The 21624-nt window shown below is 67.7% G+C and carries 20 protein-coding genes and 1 tRNA gene; 13 read left to right on the top strand and 8 right to left on the bottom strand.

The window, feature by feature from the left end:
* Nucleotides 1-10: 10 nt before the first annotated feature.
* The 12 genes from QTN24_RS00965 (at nt 11) to QTN24_RS00910 (ending at nt 14306) form a co-directional block, all read left to right on the top strand.
* On the top strand, nt 11-2845 hold the full coding sequence (locus tag QTN24_RS00965) for a FimV/HubP family polar landmark protein (protein WP_313835029.1): 2835 nt from the start codon (nt 11-13) through the stop codon (nt 2843-2845).
* A 144-nt stretch (nt 2846-2989) separates the two neighbouring features.
* Nucleotides 2990-3811 carry a tRNA pseudouridine(38-40) synthase TruA gene (truA, locus tag QTN24_RS00960; RefSeq protein WP_313835028.1) on the top strand — a complete coding sequence of 274 codons (822 nt, stop codon included), beginning with the start codon at nt 2990-2992 and terminating at the stop codon, nt 3809-3811.
* Nucleotides 3798-4511 carry a phosphoribosylanthranilate isomerase gene (locus QTN24_RS00955; protein WP_409558960.1) on the top strand — a complete coding sequence of 238 codons (714 nt, stop codon included), beginning with the start codon at nt 3798-3800 and terminating at the stop codon, nt 4509-4511. Before truA ends, QTN24_RS00955 begins: the two co-directional genes overlap by 14 nt.
* Before the next feature lie 97 nt (nt 4512-4608).
* Nucleotides 4609-5802 carry a tryptophan synthase subunit beta gene (gene trpB, locus QTN24_RS00950; protein WP_313835027.1) on the top strand — a complete coding sequence of 398 codons (1194 nt, stop codon included), beginning with the start codon at nt 4609-4611 and terminating at the stop codon, nt 5800-5802.
* Nucleotides 5802-6728, top strand: coding sequence for a site-specific DNA-methyltransferase (locus QTN24_RS00945; protein ID WP_313835026.1), 927 nt, complete (start codon nt 5802-5804; stop codon nt 6726-6728). Before trpB ends, QTN24_RS00945 begins: the two co-directional genes overlap by 1 nt.
* Before the next feature lie 20 nt (nt 6729-6748).
* Complete coding sequence (gene trpA, locus QTN24_RS00940) at nt 6749-7546, top strand: tryptophan synthase subunit alpha (protein ID WP_313835025.1); 798 nt, start codon at nt 6749-6751, stop codon at nt 7544-7546.
* 193 nt (nt 7547-7739) lie between these two features.
* Nucleotides 7740-8612 (top strand): acetyl-CoA carboxylase, carboxyltransferase subunit beta, encoded by an 873-nt coding sequence (accD, locus tag QTN24_RS00935; RefSeq protein ID WP_124683783.1) that lies wholly within the window; start codon nt 7740-7742, stop codon nt 8610-8612.
* 89 nt (nt 8613-8701) lie between these two features.
* Complete coding sequence (gene folC / locus QTN24_RS00930) at nt 8702-10012, top strand: bifunctional tetrahydrofolate synthase/dihydrofolate synthase (protein ID WP_313835024.1); 1311 nt, start codon at nt 8702-8704, stop codon at nt 10010-10012.
* Between the two features lie 60 nt (nt 10013-10072).
* Nucleotides 10073-10801 carry an SPOR domain-containing protein gene (locus QTN24_RS00925; protein WP_313835023.1) on the top strand — a complete coding sequence of 243 codons (729 nt, stop codon included), beginning with the start codon at nt 10073-10075 and terminating at the stop codon, nt 10799-10801.
* Between the two features lie 104 nt (nt 10802-10905).
* On the top strand, nt 10906-11403 hold the full coding sequence (locus QTN24_RS00920) for a CvpA family protein (protein ID WP_124683786.1): 498 nt from the start codon (nt 10906-10908) through the stop codon (nt 11401-11403).
* 138 nt (nt 11404-11541) lie between these two features.
* Nucleotides 11542-13068: an amidophosphoribosyltransferase gene (purF, locus tag QTN24_RS00915; RefSeq protein WP_124683787.1), complete on the top strand. Its 1527-nt coding sequence runs from the start codon at nt 11542-11544 to the stop codon at nt 13066-13068.
* A gap of 29 nt (nt 13069-13097) precedes the next feature.
* Nucleotides 13098-14306 (top strand): O-succinylhomoserine sulfhydrylase, encoded by a 1209-nt coding sequence (locus QTN24_RS00910; RefSeq protein WP_124683788.1) that lies wholly within the window; start codon nt 13098-13100, stop codon nt 14304-14306.
* 235 nt (nt 14307-14541) lie between these two features.
* Here QTN24_RS00910 and QTN24_RS00905 read toward each other — a convergent pair whose 3' ends face one another.
* The 8 genes from QTN24_RS00905 to fdxA all read right to left on the bottom strand — a co-directional run bounded on the left by QTN24_RS00905 (nt 14542) and on the right by fdxA (nt 20567).
* Nucleotides 14542-15396, bottom strand: coding sequence for an ABC transporter permease (locus QTN24_RS00905; RefSeq protein ID WP_313835022.1), 855 nt, complete (start codon nt 15394-15396; stop codon nt 14542-14544).
* Between the two features lie 9 nt (nt 15397-15405).
* Nucleotides 15406-16299, bottom strand: coding sequence for a nodulation factor ABC transporter ATP-binding protein NodI (gene nodI, locus QTN24_RS00900; RefSeq protein WP_409558976.1), 894 nt, complete (start codon nt 16297-16299; stop codon nt 15406-15408).
* A 187-nt stretch (nt 16300-16486) separates the two neighbouring features.
* Complete coding sequence (gene rpsU / locus QTN24_RS00895) at nt 16487-16699, bottom strand: 30S ribosomal protein S21 (RefSeq protein ID WP_008648415.1); 213 nt, start codon at nt 16697-16699, stop codon at nt 16487-16489.
* Between the two features lie 350 nt (nt 16700-17049).
* Nucleotides 17050-17670: a LysE family translocator gene (locus QTN24_RS00890; protein WP_313835020.1), complete on the bottom strand. Its 621-nt coding sequence runs from the start codon at nt 17668-17670 to the stop codon at nt 17050-17052.
* A 24-nt stretch (nt 17671-17694) separates the two neighbouring features.
* Complete coding sequence (locus tag QTN24_RS00885; RefSeq protein WP_313835019.1) at nt 17695-18534, bottom strand: AraC family transcriptional regulator; 840 nt, start codon at nt 18532-18534, stop codon at nt 17695-17697.
* Between the two features lie 146 nt (nt 18535-18680).
* Nucleotides 18681-18756 (bottom strand) — tRNA-Asn (locus QTN24_RS00880).
* Nucleotides 18757-18998: 242 nt separating this feature from the next.
* The gene (locus QTN24_RS00875; RefSeq protein WP_124683793.1) at nt 18999-20102 is read right to left on the bottom strand and encodes an NAD(P)/FAD-dependent oxidoreductase; all 1104 of its coding nucleotides are present in this window, start codon (nt 20100-20102) and stop codon (nt 18999-19001) included.
* Nucleotides 20103-20243: 141 nt separating this feature from the next.
* Nucleotides 20244-20567 carry a ferredoxin FdxA gene (gene fdxA, locus QTN24_RS00870; protein ID WP_061957871.1) on the bottom strand — a complete coding sequence of 108 codons (324 nt, stop codon included), beginning with the start codon at nt 20565-20567 and terminating at the stop codon, nt 20244-20246.
* A gap of 426 nt (nt 20568-20993) precedes the next feature.
* Here fdxA and QTN24_RS00865 point away from each other — a divergent pair, with 426 nt between their 5' ends.
* A complete protein-coding gene (locus QTN24_RS00865) occupies nt 20994-21530 on the top strand; it encodes a hypothetical protein (RefSeq protein ID WP_313835018.1) in 537 nt (178 codons plus the stop codon).
* Nucleotides 21531-21624 lie beyond the last annotated feature (94 nt).

Raw genomic sequence — 21624 nt, 5'->3', positions numbered from 1 at the left:
GGAGCACGAGGTGAGTGTGAGCCTACATCGCCGGAAAGATGCGCCTACTGTCCGTCAGCGCTGGTCAACGCTGGCCGTCACGGCATTCGGTCTGCTGCTTGCGCAGCCAGCCGCCTATGCCGCGGGGTTCGGACAATTAAGGGTCCAATCCAACCTGGGGCAGCCGCTCCAGGCTGAAATCGATATCACCGGCGTGACGCCCGAGGAAGCCGACAGCCTGGCTGTCAAGCTGGCCCCGGCGTCCGCCTATTCCCGTGCCGGGCTGACCTATCTGTCGGCCATCTCCAGCGTCCGGCTGGACGTGCAGAAGCGTCCGAACGGCAGCTACGTGGCCACCGTGCGGTCCAACCAGCCGCTCAGCGAGCCGTTTGTCGACATCCTCGTCGACATGACGTGGTCCAGCGGCAAGATCACCCGGGCCTATACGTTCCTGCTGGATCCGGCCGGCGCCAAGCCGTCGAACCAGGCGTTCTCGCCGACCACCGTGGTGCAGGCCGCGACCCCCGATGCGTCGCCCGCCGCCGCGCCGGTGCCGGCGCCGGCACCCATGGCCGCCGCGCCCGCCGCACCGTCCGCCGCCCCCACGCCGGCGCCCGCGCGCCAGCCGCGCCGCGCCGCGCCGCCCGCTGCCGTGGGCGATGGCGTGGCCGCCAACGGCAACTACACGGTCCAGCGCGGCGACACGCTCTATGCCATTGCCGGCGAAGCCGCGCAGGGCCAGGACGCCGTGTCGCTGGAGCAGATGCTGCTGGCGCTGTATCGGAACAATCCCAACGCCTTCATCGGCGGCAACATCAACCGGATCAAGTCGGGCGCCGTGCTCAAGGTGCCGAGCGCCCAGCAGGCCCAGTCCGTCAGCCCGCGCGAGGCCCGCCGCGAGGTGGTGGCCCGCACGCAGGGCTTCGACAGCTACCGCAGCCGCCTGGCGGCTGCCGCCGCGGCGAAGTCCGTGGAAGCCGGGTCGGGCCGCGAGCAGTCGGGCAACGTGACCGCCCGCGTGCAGGACACCACGGTGCCGAACGCCGGCCCGCGCGACGAGCTGAAGCTGTCGAAGGGCGACAAGGCCGACAAGGGCGCGCAGGCCAAGGCCGAAGCCGAGGTGGCGAACCAGCGCAAGCTCAAGGAAGCCGAGTCGCGCGTGACGGACCTGGAAAAGAACATCTCCGACATGCAGCGCCTGATGGAGCTGAAGAACGCGGAGATCGCCAAGCTCAACCAGGGCAACCAGGCCGCCAAGGCCGCGGCTGCGCCGGCCACCGCTGCGGCAGGCACCAAGCCGGCGGACGCCGCCGCGCCCGCGCCGACCGTGGTCCCGGCCGAGCCGGCCAAGGCCGCCGCCCCGAGCACGGCCACGCCAGAACCGGCCCCGGCCGCCACGGCCGATGCGTCGGCGGCGACCGCTGCCACCGCTGCGGCCGCAGCCACCGCCGCAGCCGCCTCGGCCCCCGCTGCCACCACCCCGGCCGCCGCCGCATCCGCGCCGCAGGGCGCCGCTTCGGCCACTGCCGCCGCGCCGGCTTCGGCACCGGCTGCCGCCAGGAAGGCGCCGCCCGTTGTCCAGCCGATCGCCGAGCCGTCGTTCGCCGACGAACTGCTGGCCAATCCGATGCTGCTGCCCGGCGTCGGTGTGCTGGTTGCGTTGCTTGGCGGTTATGCGTACTATCGCCGCCGCCAGAAGCAGAAGGCCGGCGAGAACACCGGCTTCGGTGACAGCATCCTGTCCCAGGAAAGCACGGTCATGGCCGGCGGACACTCGTTGTTCGGTACCGCCGGCGGCCAGAGCGTCGACACGTCGCAGCACAGCGTGTTCGGCGCCGACTTCCGCATCGGCAACAACTCGCCCGAAGCGACGGAAGTGGATCCGATTGCCGAGGCCGAGGTGTACATCGCGTACGGACGCGACGTGCAGGCCGAGGAAATCCTGCGCGAAGCGTTGCAACAGAATCCGGAGCGCCAGGCCATCCGCCTGAAGCTGCTGGAGATTTACAACACTCGTCAGGATGTGGAAGGTTTCCGGGTGATTGCAGAAGAAATGTTCGCCCAGGTAGGCGGACAAAGCGCGGACTGGCAGCAGGTCGCGGAAATGGGTCGCAAGCTGGATCCGGGCAACGCGCTGTACCTGTCGGTGGCGCCCGAGGTGATGGCGGAAGCCGATACGACCACCCCGGTGGCCGACCAATGGCGTACGCAAGACCCCGCGCAGTCGCTGCAGGCCGCGCCGCAGGCGTCGGCCATGCCGGACCTGGCGCTGCCGCTCGACGCCTTCCCGGCGCCGGCCCCCGGCGAGCCCATCGTGGCACCGGCGTCGGCATCGATGGTCTTCGGCAATGAGCACGCCGAGCCGGTGGCCCGCCTGGACGACATCCTCGACGAGGGTCACGACGCCGCTCACGTGCCCGCGCTGGACACCCCCACGCGCTCGCGCCCGCTGGAATTCGACATGTCCGCCCTGTCGCTCGACCTGAATCCGGCCACGCCGGACGCGGGCGGGCTGCAGCCGGCGCCGCTGGCCACGGCCACGTACGACGCGCCGTCGCTGGCCGAATCGACCGTGCCGCTGCCGGCCCCGACGATGCTCCAGAACGGCAAGCTGGTCGAGCCGATCGACCTGAGCCGCGTCACGTCCGAAGGGCTGGGCGACGGCACGCATGGCGTTTCCGCCAGCACGCTGTCCGCCACGGGCATGGACGGTAGCCGCGACATGCAGATCAAGCTGGACCTGGCGCGCGCCTATATCGAGATCGGCGACAAGGAAGGGGCGCGCGAACTGCTGCAGGAAGTGGTCGAGCAGTCCGACGACCCGCTGCAGACCGAGGCCCGCACGCTGCTGCGCGACGTGGCCTGACCCTCGCCGGCCCGCGGGTTCCGCCCCAAAGGCCGGTATGATGCAGGGTTTGCGGCACGCCGGAGATCGGGCGCGCCGCGGCCCGAAGCGATGCGCCGGAAGCGTCCCTTCCGGCGCATTTTGTTTTTGCGCATCGTCCCCTCCATGAATCGCATCGCCATCGGACTCCACTACGACGGGTCGGCCTTCTCGGGCTGGCAGTCGCAGCCCCACCGCAATACCGTGCAGGACCACCTGGAAGACGCCATCGAGCGCTTTGCCGGAACGCGCCTGCTGACCACGGTGGCGGGGCGGACCGACACCGGCGTGCATGCGCTCGGGCAGGTGATCCATCTCGATACGGTGCTCGATCGCGACAAGTTCTCGTGGGTGCGCGGCGTCAACGCATTCCTGCCGCCGTCCATCGCGCTGCAATGGGCCGAGCCGGTCGACGCGGGCTTCCACGCGCGCTTCCTGGCCTACGAGCGGATGTACTACTACGCGCTCTACACCGGGCCGCACCGGGTGCCGATGATCCACGGCCGGGCCGGCTACCAGATGCTGCCGCCGGGCCAGCGGCTCGATGTCGACGCGATGCGCGCGGCGGCCGCCTGCCTGATCGGCGAGCACGACTTCTCGGCCTTCCGCGCCGCCGAATGCCAGGCCAGGTCGCCGGTCAAGACACTCTACGACGTGACGATCCAGGCCGACGGGCCGTGGGTCTTTCTGCGATTCCGCGCCAGCGCCTTCCTGCACCATATGGTCCGCAACCTGATGGGCTGCCTGGTGGCGGTGGGGCGCGGGCGCTACCCGGCCGAGTGGCTGGCCGAGGTGCTGGCCGGCCGCAGCCGGCAGAAGGCCGCGCCGACGTTCATGCCCGACGGCCTGTACCTGGTCGGCGTAAAGTATCCTGAGCCGTACCGGCTCCCCCGGGCGGATGCGTCCGCCAGCCTCTTCCACGGAGTGTTTGCCGATGATGGCGCCTGATTCCGGCCCCGTGCCCCCGCGCACACGCATCAAGATCTGCGGCCTGACGCGGCCGGAGGACGTCCGCGCGGCCGTGGACGCTGGCGCCGACGCCATCGGCCTGGTGTTCTACGACAAGAGCCCGCGCTACGTCGACGTCGCCCACGCCGCCGCGCTGGCCGAGCAGGTGCCGCCGTTCGTGACCGTGACCGGGCTGTTCGTCAATGCCGATGCCGAGGAAGTGGCCCACGTGGCCGAGCGGGTGCCGTTGACGCTACTTCAGTTCCACGGCGACGAATCGCCGCAGCAATGCACCGAGACGGCGCGGCGCTGCCGGCTGCCATTCATGCGCGCGGCCCGTGTCCAGCAGGGCCTTGATTTGGTAGAATTCGCCGATCAATACCGTGACGCCGCCGGCCTGTTGCTCGACGCCTTTGTCGAGGGCTACGGCGGTGGCGGCCACGTCTTCGACTGGACCCTGATTCCTGCCCCATGGCTTCCGCCCAATCCTGCCAACCCGTCCGCAAACGACGCACCTCGCATCGTTTTGAGTGGTGGGTTGAACGCGCAAAACGTCGCTGGTGCGATTGAGCGCGTGCGCCCCTACGCCGTCGATGTCAGCAGCGGCGTGGAGGCGAGCAAGGGTGTGAAAGACCACGCCCGCATTGCCGCATTCGTGCGCGCGGTGCGGATGGCGGACGCAGCCCTGGCCGGCCGGTAGCCCCGGGCCGGCCCTGCGTCACCCCCGCCCGCTGCCCGATTCCGAATTTGATGCGCTCCGCCGCCCGCTGCGCGGAGCGCCACCTGAGAGCCTGGACATGTACGACTTGCCCGATTCCCGAGGCCATTTCGGCCCCTACGGCGGTAGCTTCGTTTCCGAAACGCTGGTCCACGCGCTGGACGAGCTGCGCGAAGCCTATGCGCACTACCAGCAGGACGCCGATTTCAACGCCGAATTCCAGCGCGAGCTGAAGCACTTCGTCGGCCGCCCGTCGCCGATCTACCACGCCCAGCGCTGGAGCGAGACGCTTGGCGGCGCGCAGATCTACTTCAAGCGCGAGGACCTGAACCACACCGGCGCGCACAAGATCAACAACGTCATCGGCCAGGCGCTGCTGGCCCGCCGCATGGGCAAGAAGCGCGTGATCGCCGAGACCGGCGCCGGCCAGCACGGCGTGGCCACGGCCACCATCGCCGCGCGCTTCGGCATGGAATGCGTGGTCTACATGGGCTCCGAGGACGTGCGCCGCCAGGCGGCCAACGTCTACCGCATGAAGCTGCTGGGCGCCACGGTGGTGCCGGTGGAAAGCGGCTCCAAGACGCTCAAGGACGCGCTGAACGAGGCGATGCGCGACTGGGTGACCAACGTCGAGACCACGTTCTACATCATCGGCACGGTGGCCGGCCCGCATCCGTACCCGATGATGGTCCGCGACTTCCAGTGTGTGATCGGCGAGGAATCGAAGGTGCAGATGCCCGAGATGACCGGCCGCCAGCCGGACGCCGTGATCGCCTGCGTGGGCGGCGGTTCGAACGCGATGGGAATCTTCTACCCGTACATCGGCCACGAGGACGTGCAGTTGATCGGCGTGGAGGCGGCCGGCGACGGCCTGGAGACGGGCCGCCACGCGGCGTCGCTGACCGGCGGCTCGCCCGGCGTGCTGCACGGCAACCGCACCTACCTGCTGCAGGACGACAACGGCCAGATCATCGAGACCCATTCGGTGTCGGCCGGCCTGGACTACCCCGGCGTGGGCCCGGAGCACGCGTGGCTCAAGGACATCGGCCGCGCGCAGTACGTGCCGATTACCGACGACGAGGCGCTCAAGGCGTTCCATGACTGCTGCCGGATCGAAGGCATCATCCCGGCGCTGGAGTCCAGCCACGCCATCGCCTACGCCTGCAAGCTGGCGCCGACGCTGCCGAAGGACAAGCTGCTGCTCGTGAACCTGTCCGGCCGCGGCGACAAGGACATGCACACGGTGGCCGAACGTGCGGGGCTGAAGCTGTAATGCGCGCGCTGCCCCCTGAAACTGCATCGTCACAAGCGGAAGAGGGCGGCGCCGCGGCGCCGTTCGACATCCTCGACACCGACGTGGTCCGTCTGTACCAGGAAGACGCGCTCGAAGGCATCCGGCGCATCCCGGACCAGTCGATCGACCTGATCGTCGCTGATCCGCCCTACGGCCTGGGCAAGGACTACGGCAACGACTCCGACCTGCTGTCCGGCGACGCCTACCTGGAATGGTCCGAGCGCTGGATGGACGCCATCATCCCCAAGCTGGCGCCCAAGGGCACGCTGTACCTGTTCTGCACGTGGCAGTACTCGCCCGAGCTGTTCGTCATGCTCAAGAAGCGGCTGACGATGATCAACGAGATCATCTGGGACCGCCGCGTGCCCAGCATGGGCGGCACCACGCGCAAGTTCTCGTCGGTGCACGACAACATCGGCTTCTTTGCCCGCCAGCGCGACTACTACTTCGACCTGGACCCGGTGCGCATCCCGTATGACGCCGAGACCAAGAAGGCGCGCAGCCGGCCGCGTTTCGAAGGCAAGAAGTGGCTGGAAGTGGGCTACAACCCCAAGGACCTGTGGAGCGTGCCGCGCATCCACCGCCAGGACCCCGAGCGCGCCGACCATCCGACGCAGAAGCCGCTGGAGATTGTCGAACGCATGGTGCTGTCGAGCTGCCCGCCCGGCGGCATCGTGCTGGACCCATTCACGGGCAGCGGCACCACGGCGGTGGCCTGCGTGCGCCACGGCCGGCGCTTTGTCGGCTTCGAGATGAATCCGCAGTATGCCGCGCTGGTGCGCGAGCGCGTGACGGCAGCCCAGCCGGTGTACGCGCAGATCCAGCCCGATACTCCCGCAACGACCCCGGACGCCGCGAACGACGATGCCAATGACGACGCATCGGCCGTGCAGCGCCTGATCTGAGACTCCCGGCAAGGCCAACCATGTCCCGTATCCAGAAGACTTTCGCGGCGCTGGCCGCGCAGAACAAGAAGGGCCTGATTCCGTTCATCACCGCCGGCGACCCGGCGCCCGCGCTGACCGTGCCGCTGATGCACGCGCTGGTGGCCGGTGGCGCCGACGTCATCGAGCTCGGCGTGCCGTTCTCGGACCCGATGGCCGACGGCCCGGTGATCCAGCGCGCCTCCGAGCGGGCGCTGGCGCAAGGCGTGTCGCTGGCGCAGGTGCTGGCCTGGGTGGCGGAGTTCCGCCAGACCGACGACGCCACGCCCGTGGTGCTGATGGGCTACGCCAACCCGATCGAGCGGATGGGCGAGGCGGCCTTCGCCAAGGCTGCCGCGGCGGCTGGCGTGGACGGCGTGCTCGTGGTCGACTATCCGCCCGAGGAATGCGAGTCGTTTGCCGGGCTGATGCGCGACAACGGCATGGACCCGATCTTCCTGCTCGCGCCCACCTCGACCGATGCCCGCATCGCGGCCGTGGCCCGCGTGGCCAGCGGCTATCTCTATTACGTGTCGCTCAAGGGCGTGACCGGATCGGCCACGCTGGACCTGGACAGCGTGGCCGCCCGCCTGCCGCTGATCAAGCGGCATGCCAACCTGCCGGTGGGTGTCGGCTTCGGCATCCGCGACGCCGAGACGGCGTGCGCCATCGGCAGCGTGGCCGATGCCGTGGTCATCGGCAGCCGGCTGGTGCAGTTGCTGGAGGATGCGCCGCGCGACCAGGCCGTCGAGGCGCTGCGTACCTTCATCGCCGGCATCCGCCAGGCGCTGGACGCGTAAGCCTTGACAGCCGTGTGACGCCTGCTGAAAAAATACGCGCCGATTGTGCTGTTCGATGCACAATTGGCGCGTTTTGCTTAGCCGCGTGACGGCCCGGCGTGGTAAATTCGCGGCCTGATTCCCTGCCGTCCCGGTGTCCGACCTCTCAGAGAGGGGCGTCGACGCGCGCGGCAGCTATCCGAAAGGAGCTTTCATGAGCTGGTTGGATAAACTCCTGCCTCCCAAGATTCAACAGACCGATCCTTCCACCCGCAAGGGCATTCCGGAAGGGCTGTGGGTCAAGTGCCCGTCGTGCGAGTCCACCCTGTACCGCACCGACGTGGAAGCCAATCTGCATGTCTGCCCGAAGTGCGACCACCACATGCGGATCCGGTCGCGCGAGCGCCTGGACAAGCTGCTGGACGCCGAGGGCCGCTTCGAGATCGGCCAGGAAATCGTGCCGGTGGACGCGCTGAAGTTCAAGGACACCAAGAAGTACCCGGACCGCATCAAGGCCGCCATGGAAGACACGGGCGAGACCGACGCGATGGTGGTGATGGGCGGCGCGATCCACACGATCCCCGTGGTCGTGGCCTGCTTCGAATTCGAGTTCATGGGCGGGTCGATGGGCTCCGTCGTCGGCGAGCGTTTTGCCCGTGGCGCGCAGGCCGCGCTGGAGCAGAAGGTGCCGTTCATCTGCGTGACGGCCACCGGCGGCGCGCGGATGCAGGAAAGCCTGCTGTCGCTGATGCAGATGGCCAAGACCACGGCCATGCTGAACCAGTTGTCCAACGCCAGGCTGCCGTTCATCAGCGTGCTGACCGACCCGACGATGGGCGGCGTGTCGGCATCGTTCGCCTTCCTGGGCGACGTGGTGATTGCCGAGCCCAAGGCGCTGATCGGCTTTGCCGGCCCGCGCGTGATTGAGCAGACCGTGCGCGAGAAGCTGCCGGAAGGCTTCCAGCGCGCCGAGTTCCTGCTGCAGAAGGGCGCCATCGACATGATCGTCGACCGCCGCCGCCTGCGCGGGGAAATCGCCCAGGTGCTGGCGCTGCTGCAGAAGCAGCCGGCCGATGCGGTGGCCTGACGCGGTAGCGTGATTTGCAGGACAATGGCGCGGGTGCCACCACCCGCGCCATTTTGCTTTTTGTAGTGTCGAAAGTGTCGTCAACGAGCATGCCCATCTTCCACAATCTCCCCGACTGGCTTCACCACCTGGAAACCGCCCATCCCGTGGGCATCGACATGGGTCTGACGCGCATCACGCGCGTCAAGGAAGCACTGGGTCTGCGCATCGACGCCGTGGTGTTCACGGTGGGCGGCACCAATGGCAAGGGGTCGACCTGCGCGATGCTCGAACGCATCCTGCTGGAGGCCGGCTACAAGGTGGGGCTGCACACGTCCCCGCACCTGATCTCGTTCAACGAGCGCGCCCGCCTGAACGGCGAGCAGGCCACCGACGCGCAGCTGCTGCCGCACTTTGAGGCCATCGAGCGCGCCCGCACCAGCTTTGCCGATCCGGTCAGCCTGACCTACTTCGAGTTCACGACGCTGGCCATCATCCACATGTTCGCGGCGGCCGGGTTGGACGCCATGATCCTGGAAGTGGGGCTGGGCGGCCGGCTGGACGCGGTCAATGTGATCGATACGGACTGCGCGGTGATTACCAGCGTCGATATCGACCACACCCAGTACCTGGGCGACACGCGCGAGAAGATCGGCTACGAGAAGGCCGGCATCTTCCGCCCGCATGTGCCGGCGATCTGCGGCGACCCGATGCCGCCGCAATCGGTCATCGACCATGCCGAGGCCGTCGGGGCCGACCTGTGGCTCGTGGGCCGCGACTTCCGCCACCAGGCCGCGCCGGGGCAGGAGCGCCAGCAATGGGACTGGACCGGCCGCGACCGCAAGCTCAACGGGCTTGGCTATCCGGCCCTGCGCGGCGCCAACCAGTTGCTGAACGCGTCGGCGGCGCTGGCCGCGCTGCAGGCCATGCGCCCGCGGCTGCCGGTCAGCGCGCAGGAAGTGCGCAACGGGCTGGCGTTCGTCGAGCTGCCGGGCCGCTTCCAGGTGATGCCGGGCCGCCCGGCGGTGATTCTCGATGTGGCGCATAACCCGCACGCGGCAGCCACGCTGGGTCAGAACCTGGAGAACATGGGGTTCTTCCGCTACACCTACGCCGTGTTTGGCGCAATGGCGGACAAGGACATCGCGGGCGTGCTGCAGCACGTGGCCGACAAGGTGGACCACTGGTGCCTGTGCGACCTGCCGACCGAGCGGGCCGCCACGGCCGCCCAGGTGCGCGAGGCACTGGACGCCACCGGGTTCCACGAGGGCCCGGACAATACGGCGGCATGCTTCGCAAGTCCGGAACTGGCGTATCGCGACGCCATCGGCAGGGCAACCGAGAATGATAGAATCCTGGTCTTCGGATCGTTCTACACGGTGGCCGGCGTGATGGCATACCGCGCCACGCAGGCCAACTGATACCAGGCTGAACTCCCGGGCCGGAACGACATCACACCGAACACCACTCTTTGGGCATCTATGGGCCTGCTTTCGCTGTTCTCGTCCCGCAAGGGCACTGACCCGGCACCCGAACGGGGTCGCCGTACCCGCGCGGAACCCGGCGCCGGCATCGGCGCATCGCGCCGGCCTGCCGATGAGTACGCCGACGACAGCCTCGACCCCGACTTTCCCCAGAAACAACGCGCCCGCCGCCGCCTGATCGGCGCCGTGGTGCTGCTTGCCGTGGCCGTCATCGTCCTGCCGATCGTGTTCGAGCACAAGCCGCGCCCGGTGTCCGACGACGTGGCCGTCAGCGTGGCCAACGGGCAGGGCGCACAGAAGCCGAAGGTCGAGGCCCGCAAGGCGCAGGCGCTGCCGCCGTCGGCCGGCACGGCCCGCAACGACGCCGCGCTGGACGCCGGCGAGGAAATCGTCAGCACGCCGGCCGCCGACAAGGCGAAGGCCGCCGATACGAAGGTGGCGGACAAGCCCGCGGACAAGCCGGCCGACAAGCCCGCCGACGCCAAGCCGGCCGCCAATACCAAGTACCTGATCCTGATCGGCGCGTTCTCGTCGGAAGAGCGCGCAAGGAACTGGCTGGCCAAGCTCAAGGAGAGCAAGGTGCCGGCGTATGTGGAAAAGAAGACGCTGGCCGACGGCGAGCGGATCCTGCTGCGTGCCGGCCCGTTTCCGAGCCGCGACGCGGCCGATGCGGCGGACCGGAAGGTGAAGTCGATCGGCCTGACCTCGAAGATCGTCGAGCAATAGGGCATCCAACGACGCATCGGACGCATTGGCAACCCGGACCGGCCGCGCCAGGCATTGCGCGGCGGCAGTCCGGCCCCATCTGAACAGGAACCGGCGCCGCACGCATGGCTTTTACCTTCTTTGACTACGCCGTCGCCTTCATCCTGGTGGCGTCGGCGCTGATCGGCGTGCTGCGCGGACTCGTGCGCGAGGTGCTGGCGCTGGTGGGCTGGGTGGTGGCGTTCGTGCTGGCCTATCACTTTGGCGGCATGGCCGCCGGATGGATGCCCGAGACGCTGCCCGGCGGCGCGCTGACGCGCAGCGCGCTGGGCTTCCTGGCAGTGTTCTTCGGCACGTGGATCGTGTCGGCGCTGGCCGGGGCGATCCTGGGCCAGTTGCTGGAAACCACGGGCCTGAAGCCGGCCGATCGCGGGCTGGGCCTGGTGTTCGGGCTGGCGCGCGGCGTGCTGATCGTGATGCTGGTGGTCGTGGTGGCCGGGCTCACGAAGCTGCCCGAGGAACCGTTCTGGCGCGACGCGGTGTCGCGCCCGTATGTGATGCAGGCCATGGACGAACTGCGGCAGTGGCTGCCGCCCGACCTGGCGAAGTATGTGAAGGCCTGACCCCGTAGCGGGCCTGACCGGATCGAAAGACGCGGCTGCTGGACGAACCCACGGCCGCGGCGCAGTATCAACGCAGTTCCGTCGCGTACATGACGGAATGGCGCCCCCTGAATCATTTGCCTTTCCTGGGAGTTCGGCATGTGCGGTATCGTCGGCGTGGTTTCCACCAGCCCTGTCAACCAACTGATCTATGACAGCCTGCTGCTGTTGCAACACCGCGGACAGGATGCAGCCGGCATCGCCACGGCCAACGGCAGCACCTTCCACATGCACAAGGCCAACGGCCTGGTGCGCGATGTCTTCCGCACGCGCAACATGCGCGGCCTGCCCGGCACGTCGGGCATCGGCCAGGTGCGCTACCCGACCGCCGGCTCGTCGAGCGAGGAAGAGGCCCAGCCGTTCTACGTGAACGCGCCGTACGGCATCATGCTGGCCCACAACGGCAACCTGACCAATTCCGAGCAGCTCCGCGAGGAAATGTTCCGCCGCGACCGCCGCCACATCAACACGCACTCGGACTCCGAGGTGCTGCTGAACGTGCTGGCCGACGAGCTGCAGCGCGCCAGCGGCGGCAAGACGCTGGACCCGGCCACGATCTTCCAGGCGGTGAGCGGCATGCATCGCCGCGTGAAGGGCGCCTACGCCATCACCGCGCAGATCTCGGGCTACGGCCTGCTGGCCGTGCGCGACCCGTTCGGCATCCGCCCGCTGTGCATCGGCAGCATTGACACGCCGACCGGCAAGGAATACCTGATCGCGTCGGAATCGGTGGCGCTGGAAGGCATGGGCTACACGATGGACCGCGACGTGGCGCCGGGCGAGGCGATCTTCGTCGACCTGGACGGCAAGCTCCACAGCCAGCAGTGCGCGGAAAACCCGCAGCTCACGCCGTGCATCTTCGAATACGTCTACCTGGCCCGTCCGGACTCGTGCATCGACGGCGTGCCCGTCTATGACGCCCGGCTGCGCATGGGCGACTACCTGGCCGAGAAGATCCGCCGCGAAGTGCCGGCCGGCGAGATCGACGTGGTCATGCCGATTCCCGATTCCAGCCGTCCGGCCGCCATGCAGGTGGCCAACGCGCTGGGCGTGCCGTACCGCGAGGGCTTCTTCAAGAACCGCTACGTGGGCCGCACCTTCATCATGCCGGGCCAGGCCGTGCGCAAGAAGTCGGTGCGCCAGAAGCTGAACGCCATGGGCGTGGAGTTCCAGGGCAAGAACGTGCTGATCGTCGACGACTCGATCGTGCGCGGCACCACGTCGTTCGAGATCGTGCAGATGGCGCGCGACGCCGGCGCCAAGAAGGTGATCTTCGCCTCGGCCGCGCCGCCGGTGAAGTTCCCGAACGTGTACGGCATCGACATGCCCACGCGCAGCGAACTGGTGGCCCACGGCCGCACCGACGAGGAAGTGGCGCGCATGATCGGCGCGGACCAGCTGGTCTACCAGGACGTGGAGGCGATGAAGCAGGCCGTGCGCGACATCAACCCGAACCTGCGCGACTTCGATGCGTCGTGCTTCGACGGCAAGTACGTGACCGGCGACATCGACGAAGCCTACCTGGACCGCCTGGAAACGGCGCGCAGCCAGGCCGACCGCGAAGGCCCGAGCGGCGATACCGAGCGTTCGCAACTGCACCTGCAGCGTTCGGGCGGCAACGAATAACAACGACACCTACTGGGCAGCACTGCAGCATGAGCGATCCGAACCAAGACGAGTCCTACGGCATCGATACCCTCGGCGTGCGCGCCGGCACCCTGCGCTCGGCCGAGTTCATGGAGCATTCCGAGGCGATGTACCTGACCTCGAGCTTCTGCTTCAACTCGGCCGCCGAGGCCGCCGAGCGCTTTGCCAATTCGGAAGAGGGCTACACCTACTCGCGCTTCACGAACCCGACCGTGTCGATGTTCCAGGCGCGGCTGGCGGCGCTGGAGGGTGCCGAGGCGTGCATGGCCACGGCATCGGGCATGAGCGCGATCCTGTCGGTTGCGCTGGCGTCGCTGCAGGCCGGCGACCACCTGGTCAGCTCGCGCTCGATCTTCGGGTCGACCATGACGCTGTTCAACACGATCCTGGCCAAGTTTGGCGTGGAGACGACGTACGTGGACAGCGGCGACCTGGGCGCATGGCGCGCGGCCGTCCGCCCGAACACGAAGCTGTTCTTCCTGGAAACGCCGTCGAACCCGCTGACCGAGGTGTCGGACATCGCCGCCGTGGCGGACATCGCCCACAACGCGGGCGCGCTGTTCGTGGTCGACAACTGCTTCTGCTCGCCCGCGCTGCAGCAGCCCATCAAGTTCGGCGCCGACGTGGTGGTGCATTCGGCCACCAAGCATATCGACGGCCAGGGCCGCGTACTGGGCGGCGCCGTGGTGGGCAAGCGCGACTACATCATGGGCAAGGTGTTCCCGCTGGTGCGGACGGCGGGCCCGACAATGTCGGCGTTCAACGCGTGGGTCATGCTCAAGGGCATGGAGACGCTGGCGATCCGCATGGAGCGCCACTCGCAGAGCGCGCTGCAACTGGCCCAGTTTCTGGAGTCGCACCCGGCCGTGAACCGCGTGTTCCATCCGGCGCTGCCGTCGCATCCGCAGTACGAGATCGCCCGGCGCCAGCAGAGCGGCGGCGGGGCGATTGTCTCGTTCGAGCTGAAGGGCGACACGCCGGAGCAGATGCGCGCCAACGCCTGGCGCGTGATCGACAGCACGAAGCTGTGCTCGATCACCGGCAACCTGGGCGATACCCGCACCACGATTACCCACCCGTACACCACCACCCACGGCCGCGTCGCGCCCGAAGCCAAGGCCGCGGCCGGCATCAGCGAAGGGCTGATCCGGCTGGCAGTGGGCCTGGAATCGGTCGAAGACCTCAAGGCCGATCTGCTGCGGGGGCTGGGGCAGTAGTCCTAACGCCCGCTGCGGGTTGTCTCCCCGCTCCCGCGCGCGGGAGCGGGGCCGGGGAGAGGTTCAGCGCCTCAAGACGCGATGGTCTCAGCTTGCACCGCTGGCCCTCTCCCCCAACCCCTCTCCCGCAGGCGGGAGAGGGGAGTCACCCCCCCCTGCATACCCTCACCGCGTACCCCTCACCGCGTACCCCTCACCGCGTACCCCTCACCGCATACCCCTCACCGCGTAGCCTTCACCGCAGCATCCGTCGCCGCAGCAGCACCAGCGCCACCACCAGCGCCACGGCTGCGTAGGCTGCCAGCACGATCACGTGCAGCGCGGCGTTTTCCACGGGCCGGCCCAGCATCAGCGGACGGATCAGCGCCACCGCGTGCGCCAGCGGCAGAAGCTGCGTGGCCTTCTGCGCGCCTTCCGGTAGCTGTTCGAGCGGGAAGAAGACGCCGGACAGCAGCAGCATCGGCGTCATGATCAGCGTCTGGTAGAACATGAAGAAGTCGTAGCTCGGCGCCAGCGCCGTCACGATCATCGCCAGGCTGGCGAAGGCGATGCCGGCCAGCACGATCACGGGCAGCGCCGCCAGCGCGCCGGGGAACTGCGCGTAGCCGAGCAGCCCGGCCACGATCATGATCGCGGCGCCCGACAGCACCGCCTTGCTGGCGGCCCATAAGACTTCTCCCAGCACGACATCGCCCAGCGTCAGCGGCGCGTGCATGATCGCCTCCCACGTGCGCTGGACGTGCATGCGCGAGAACGCCGAGTACATCGACTCGAAGCTCGCCGACATCATCACGCTCGACGCCGTGGTCCCGGCCGCCAGGAACGCGATGTACGACACGCCGTGTACCTGCCCGACCAGCAAGCCCAGCCCCAGGCCCAGGCCGAACAGGTAGATCATCGGGTCGGCCAGGTTGCCGATCATCGACGGGATGGCCAGCTTCTTCCAGACCATGTAGTTGCGGTACCAGACCATCATCCAGTTGCGCGCGTTGCGCGGCAGCAGCGGCTGGGGATAGTGCTGGCGCGGCGGGGCCGCCGCCAGGGCAGGGGACGCGGCCACGTCGGGGTTGCGGGGGTCCTGTTCGCTCATGTCGATGTCTCAGTCTCTCATCTCGCGGCCGGTCAGCTTCAGGAACACGTCCTCAAGGTTGGCCGGGCGGTGCAGGTAGCGGACGCCGCCCTTGCCGTGCAGCGCGGCGAGCAGCGGGTCGGGGTCGCGGACGTAGCAGAACAGCGTCTCGCCGCGCATTTCGGTGCGTTCGGCCAGCGGCGTCAGCGTGTGGCGCAGCGGTTCGAGTTCGTCGCCATAGACTTCCACGACGTCGCAGCCGATCTCGCGGTCGATCAGCTCGTGCGGCTTGCCCTCGGCGATCTTGCGGCCGGCGTCGATCACGCACAGGTGATTGCAGAGCCGCTCGGCTTCTTCCATGAAGTGGGTGGTCAGCAGGATCGTCTTGCCGGCGGCCAGCAGCGACTTCAGGCGCTCCCAGATCAGATGGCGCGCCTGGGGGTCCAGGCCGGTGGTCGGCTCGTCCATGACCAGCAGGTCTGGATCGTTGATCAGCGCGCGGGCCACGGTCAGGCGCCGCCGCATGCCGCCGGACAGCTCGCGCACCTGGGCGTCGGCCTTGTTTTCCAGCCGGGCAAATTCCAGCAGCTTCGGCACGCGCGCGTGGATCTGGGCCGAAGAGAGCCCGAAATAGCGGCCGAAGATCCGCAGGTTCTCGATGACCGAGAAATCGGGGTCGAGGTTGTCGAATTGCGGCACCACGCCCACGCGCATGCGCGCCTGGGGTGCCCGCTCGGGAATCGGCTCGCCGCACAGCGTCAGCGTGCCCGACGCCGGCGTGGTCAGCCCCAGCAGCATGCGCAGCGTGGTGGTCTTGCCGGCGCCATTGGGGCCGAGCAGGCCGTAGCACTGGCCGGGCTGGACTTCGAGGTCGAGGTTGTCGACGACCACCTGGTCGCCGTAGAGCTTGCGCACGTTGCGCATCTGGAGGATGGCAGTCAAGGCTGGGTCCCGGAAGGCGGATGCCGCCATTATGCCGGCCATCGCCGGGCCCATTGTTGGTGCGTCGCGGTTTCTCCATTCCAGCAGCGCCGACGACGGGCGCGGCGCCTTGGCACGGGCGAAAAAAAACCGCCAGCGAACTGGCGGTTTCTTTGGGCAATGCGCGGAATCAGTAGAGCTTCTTCGGCAGCATTTGCATGCGCAGACGCTTGCGCAGGCGAGCCTCGGCAGCCTTCTTCTTGCGCTTGCGCTCGGTCGTCGGCTTTTCGTACGCGGTGCGGCTCTTCAGTTCCACGATCAGGCCAGTCTGCAGAATGGCGCGACGGAAACGACGCATTGCAACTTCAACGGGCTCGCCCGGTTTCAGAACGATCTTAGTCAATTCAGTCCTTCAGGAATAACCGCCAGGGGCGGTGGGTTCATAGGAGGGAAACGTGTCACGTCGGGCTCCGGAGCCTTCGGCAACGGTGGTATCGCACGCTGCGGCCAATGCCGCGGTGCGCCCCCTAGAACCTGCTGCGGATCGAGATCCGTACTGCCAGTATCAGGGGTGACTGGCCAAATTTTCCTAGCTAGGTAAAAACTTGGCGACTACCTGTTTCCGTGGATATTGCGCAAGAAATACGCCGGTAAGCTTTTACAGGTATACCGGACGGGAGTCAAGCCATTCAGGGCAATCCAAGATCATACACCAGATTGCGGCCGGGGCTACAGGTTGTCGACTGGTTTGCATCAAGGCAACAGCGTGGCCCAGGCAGAGGCGGCCAGCACCACCGCCATGAGACGCTCGAAGCGCTTCATGTGCCGGGGCGAGCGGATCAGCCGGGCGGCACCGGCGCCCAGCAGCGCCCAGGTGGTCATGCACGGCAGTGAGACGACGAAGAACACCAGCGACAGCAGCGCCACGCGGTGTGACGAATCGGCCCCGTCACCCGCGAACACGCTGACGACGGCCAGCGCCATCATCCACGTCTTGGGATTGACCACCTGCAGCCCGGCCGCGCCGGCCAGGCCCAGCGGGCGGCGCGCGCCAGCGGACGCCGCGTCACCGGCATCGATCCCGGCCGCCGGGCCGCGCCAGATCTGCCACGCCAGCCACGAGAGCCAGCCGACGCCGATCCACGCCATCGCGTGCTGGATCTGCGGATGCGCCGCCAGCGCGCCGCCCAGGCCGATGCCTACCGCCAGCACCAGCAGCGCCGCGCCGCCGCAGGCGCCGAGGATGATCGGCACCGTGGCCAGCACACCGCGCCGGGCGCTGTGGCTCAGCACGATGACGTTGGTCGGCCCGGGCGTGATCGAGGCGACGACCGCAAACATCAGGAAGGGGAGGAGGGGCAGGGTATCGGGCATGCGGCCATTGTTGCGGCCGCGCGCCTAGGCGTCTGGAAGATTTGAGCAGCGCCGGCGGTAGTGGGCCGGGGTCAGGCCGTAGGCGCGGCGGAACCAGCGTCCCAGATGGCTCTGATCGGCAAAGCCCAGTGCCACGGCCACGTCGGCCGGCGTCGCGCCACGCGCCAGCATGTGGCGGGCCCGGGAGAGCCGCAGTTGCACCAGGTAGGCATGCGGCGCCAGTCCGAACGCGGCCTTGAAGGCGCGGGTGAGGCGGTAGCGGTCGACGCCACTGGTGGCTGCCAGCGTGTCGAGTCCGATGTCTTCGTCGAGGTGATCGTGCAGGTAGTCGCGGGCCCGCTGGGCGACAAGCGGCAGCCTGGGATCGATGTCCCGCTGCGCGCGCCACTGGAACTTGGCCGTCAGCCGGGCCAGCAGGGCGTCGAGCGCCGACTGTCGCACGATGCGCAGCTCGGGCTGCTGGAGCACCGCGAAGGCGTGGCGGATGGCGTCGATCAGCAGCGGGTCTTCGCCGAGCGTTTGCGGAAAGCCGGGCTGAACGTGCGCGGGCGCGTGGTCGAACAGTGCGCCCAGTTCGCGCGTCATCCACTGGGCATCGACGTAGAGCATCGAATAGGTGAAGCCCTCGGGCGCCACGGCGTCGCCGTCGTGGATCTCGCCGGGCTCCAGCGTGAACACCTTGCCGGGCATGCTGTGCTGGACTTGTCCGCGGCAACGGAACTGCTGGATCCCCGCTTCGGTGTAGCCGACGAGGTAGCTGTCGTGCCAGTGCGGGTCGTAGGCGTGGCCTTCGAAATGGGCGCGAATCGTCTCGATGCCGGTTTCGGCATCCTGTTTCAGTTCGATCCAGCTTTGGGGGCTCACTGCGGCGTCCTGATCCGGGGTCTGCGGCGATCCATCATAGCGGGATCGCGCCGGTCGTTCTGGAACGTTTGTGCGGAGGAGGGTGAAACGGGCGCGGGAAAAGAAAAAGGCCGATGCTTTCGCATCGGCCTTCCTCTTCTATCGGTTGGCTCCCCGACCTGGGCTCGAACCAGGGACCTACGGATTAACAGTCCGGCGCTCTACCGACTGAGCTATCGGGGAACAGCTGAGAAAGAAATTATAACCAGCCTCTCTTCGTTTCGTCAACAACTTTTTAACGTTTTGTTTGCGTCAGAAGCTGTTTCCAAAACTCTGGTTCGCCTCGAAACCGGCCTGCAGTGGGCGTTTCCGCCGGATGCTGCGTTGCCGTGTTCAACAGCGAGGCCGCATTATAGCCAGCTTTTTCTTTTGTGCAAACAAAAAAATCGCCCGGAGGCGATTTTCCTGCGACCAGGGCCGTTGGCTCAGTCGAACACCGGCGTTTCCACGCCCAGCACCTTGTGCAGCTTCGGCGAGGTCGTGGTGTATTGCATGTGGATCTTCTTGTCCGGGAAGATGTACGGCGCGGCGCCGAACGCGGCCAGCGCGGCCTCGTGGAAGCCCGACAGGATCAGCTTCTTCTTGCCCGGGTAGGTGTTGATGTCGCCCACCGCGAAGATGCCCGGGATGTTCGTCTCGAACTTCTCGGTATCCACCTTGATCTGCTTGCGCTCCAGTTCCAGGCCCCATTCGGCGATCGGGCCCAGCTTCGGCGACAGGCCGAAGAACACCAGCAGGTCGTCCAGCGGCATGCGGCGCGTCACGCCGTCGCCGCCGGTGACCTTGATCTCGGTCAGCACGCCGTCCTTCTCTTCATAGCCGCCGATCTGGCCGACCATGAACTGCATTTCCATCTGGTCGCACAGCTCGCGCATCTTGGCCACCGACGCCGGCGCGGCGCGGAAGCCGTCGCGGCGGTGGATCAGCACGATCGACTCGGCCTTGCCGTGCAGGTCCAGCGCCCAGTCCAGCGCCGAATCGCCACCGCCGACGATCACGAGGTTGCGGCCGTGGAAGCGGGCCGGCTCCTTCACGCGGTAGAAGAGCTGCTTGCCCTCGAACTTGTCGATGCCTTCCACCTTGACCGTGCGCGGCTGGAACGAGCCCACGCCGGCGGCGATGAAGATCGTCTTGGTGATGAAGCGGGTGCCGAGCGACGTCTCGACGTAGAAGCGGCCGTCCTCGCGGCGCTCCACGACGCTGACTTCCTGGCCCAGGTGGAACGTGGGCGAGAACGGCTCGATCTGCTTGAGCAGGTTGTCGGTCAGTTCCTGGCCCGTGCAGATGGGCACGGCCGGGATGTCGTAGATGGGCTTGTCCGGATACAGTTCCACGCACTGGCCGCCCACCACCTTGAGCGAGTCGATCACGTGCGCCTTGATTTCGAGCAGACCCAGTTCGAACACCTGGAACAGGCCAACGGGGCCCGCGCCCACGATCAGCGCGTCGATTTCCAGCGGCTGGCCGCCGGTGTTGCCGCCCGCCTGCTGGGTCGCGTCGGCCACGGGATTTGGAATGCTCAAGTCCATATTCGTCCTGATACGTTGTGGGCACGTCCGGTGCCCGGTATTACGGGAAAGCGCGCGTGGGGACGGCTTTCTGTGACGCGTTGCCGGCGCGTCCCGGCAGCGGCTGCCGGGGCAATGGCCGCCTGTCGCGTCAGTCTTTTCTTAGCGCTGCAGGTATTGCAGCTTGTCGGTGGCGTCCTTCCATTCCTCGGCCTCGGCCAGCGGGGCCTTGGTCTTGGTGATGGAGGGCCAGTTACGGGCCAGCTCGGCGTTCAGTTCGATGAACTGCTGCTGGTCGCCCGGCACGTCTTCCTCGGCGTAAATCGCGTTCACCGGGCATTCGGCCACGCACACGGCGCAGTCGATGCATTCGTCGGGATCGATGGCCAGGAAGTTCGGGCCTTCGCGGAAACAATCGACCGGACACACATCAACGCAGTCGGTGTAACGGCAACGGATGCAGGATTCGGTGACAACGTGAGTCATTTCGGTTCCAGAAAAACGGATCGGTCTTCGATGGGGATATTGTCCAGGGCCGGATTCTTGCCAGCCGCTCTGCGAGCTGTCCGTTACACGTCGATGGCCGCGCGTGTCAATCGGGATAACTTGGGGCGAGCGAGGGCCGAGGCCTTTCAAAGACCGATATTGTAGCTGAGCCTTCTCGCAAGGATAGCCAGTCTATATAGCCGGGTCAGATAGTTTTCTTATTTCTTTATGTACTTTCGGTGCGAAACCGGCCCCGGCGCGGCCTGCGGGGCCGGTTTGGCGCCAGATTCGGGCGGAACTGGCGCGCAGGCGGCGGGCGCACGGACTACTATGTCCCTGTGCCACACGTGGCTTTTTCGCCAGTTGGCGGCCGACCCAACCCCGGCGTTCCGAATGATTGGAGGCAAACTTGCGCGAGTCATCCCCATGCCAGCCCGCCTGACCGTGACCCTGACCGGCCTCGTTGCCGGCGCCATGCTCCTGGGCGCCGTGGTGCCGGCCGGCGCCCAGGCCGACAGGGTCGCCGACATGAAGGCCGACAAGATGGCCGACAGCGTCGTGTCGCGCCTGGTGGCATGGCGCGCCCGGACCGACCAGCCGGTGGCGCTGCCCGCGCTGACCGCGTTCGACTGGGACAGCTTCAGCGTCGTCCGCACCCCGGCGGGCATGGCCATGGCCAACTGCAACCGCGACGGCTTCCTGCCGTGCGACAAGGACCTGCAGCCGTCGCCCGACACGCTGGTCCAGGTCCTGCGTTTCGACCGCGCCGGGCAGCCGGTCTACCAGGAGCGCATCATGGTCGCCTCCGCCCAGTTCTCCGATCCGCTGCCGCACGCCGTGCCGCGCACCCGGGCCACGCTGGTGACCTGTGCCGACGAAGCCGGCCAGCGGCGCTGGTGCCTGCAGCCGCAATCGCCGGCACACGGCGCCCCGCCCGCGCTGCGCAGCCTCGACGGCGGCTGAGCGGGCAAGACCCTTGCCGCGCCCGGGCTGCCGCGCATGCGGCACGTGACTTTCGGTTAGCATGGTGGCCTGACTCTGCCACGCCCCCGCCCTG

Origin of the sequence: Cupriavidus sp. SZY C1, from assembly GCF_032190535.1 — a bacterium.
GTDB lineage: Bacteria > Pseudomonadota > Gammaproteobacteria > Burkholderiales > Burkholderiaceae > Cupriavidus > Cupriavidus pauculus_C.
This window is presented reverse-complemented; position numbering and strand designations above follow the sequence as displayed.

Excerpts from the sequence above, each read along its gene's own strand:
- QTN24_RS00920 (WP_124683786.1), top strand. The coding sequence starts at position 10,906 with ATGGCTTTTACCTTCTTTGACTACGCCGTCGCCTTCATCCTGGTGGCG.
- QTN24_RS00890 (WP_313835020.1), bottom strand. The coding sequence starts at position 17,670 with ATGCCCGATACCCTGCCCCTCCTCCCCTTCCTGATGTTTGCGGTCGTC.
- fdxA (WP_061957871.1), bottom strand. The coding sequence starts at position 20,567 with ATGACTCACGTTGTCACCGAATCCTGCATCCGTTGCCGTTACACCGAC.
- QTN24_RS00955 (WP_409558960.1), top strand. The coding sequence starts at position 3,798 with ATGATGGCGCCTGATTCCGGCCCCGTGCCCCCGCGCACACGCATCAAG.
- nodI (WP_409558976.1), bottom strand. The coding sequence starts at position 16,299 with ATGCGCAACGTGCGCAAGCTCTACGGCGACCAGGTGGTCGTCGACAAC.
- purF (WP_124683787.1), top strand. The coding sequence starts at position 11,542 with ATGTGCGGTATCGTCGGCGTGGTTTCCACCAGCCCTGTCAACCAACTG.
- accD (WP_124683783.1), top strand. The coding sequence starts at position 7,740 with ATGAGCTGGTTGGATAAACTCCTGCCTCCCAAGATTCAACAGACCGAT.
- QTN24_RS00865 (WP_313835018.1), top strand. The coding sequence starts at position 20,994 with ATGCCAGCCCGCCTGACCGTGACCCTGACCGGCCTCGTTGCCGGCGCC.
- trpB (WP_313835027.1), top strand. The coding sequence starts at position 4,609 with ATGTACGACTTGCCCGATTCCCGAGGCCATTTCGGCCCCTACGGCGGT.
- truA (WP_313835028.1), top strand. The coding sequence starts at position 2,990 with ATGAATCGCATCGCCATCGGACTCCACTACGACGGGTCGGCCTTCTCG.
- QTN24_RS00945 (WP_313835026.1), top strand. The coding sequence starts at position 5,802 with ATGCGCGCGCTGCCCCCTGAAACTGCATCGTCACAAGCGGAAGAGGGC.
- QTN24_RS00905 (WP_313835022.1), bottom strand. The coding sequence starts at position 15,396 with ATGAGCGAACAGGACCCCCGCAACCCCGACGTGGCCGCGTCCCCTGCC.
- QTN24_RS00925 (WP_313835023.1), top strand. The coding sequence starts at position 10,073 with ATGGGCCTGCTTTCGCTGTTCTCGTCCCGCAAGGGCACTGACCCGGCA.
- QTN24_RS00875 (WP_124683793.1), bottom strand. The coding sequence starts at position 20,102 with ATGGACTTGAGCATTCCAAATCCCGTGGCCGACGCGACCCAGCAGGCG.
- folC (WP_313835024.1), top strand. The coding sequence starts at position 8,702 with ATGCCCATCTTCCACAATCTCCCCGACTGGCTTCACCACCTGGAAACC.
- trpA (WP_313835025.1), top strand. The coding sequence starts at position 6,749 with ATGTCCCGTATCCAGAAGACTTTCGCGGCGCTGGCCGCGCAGAACAAG.
- QTN24_RS00910 (WP_124683788.1), top strand. The coding sequence starts at position 13,098 with ATGAGCGATCCGAACCAAGACGAGTCCTACGGCATCGATACCCTCGGC.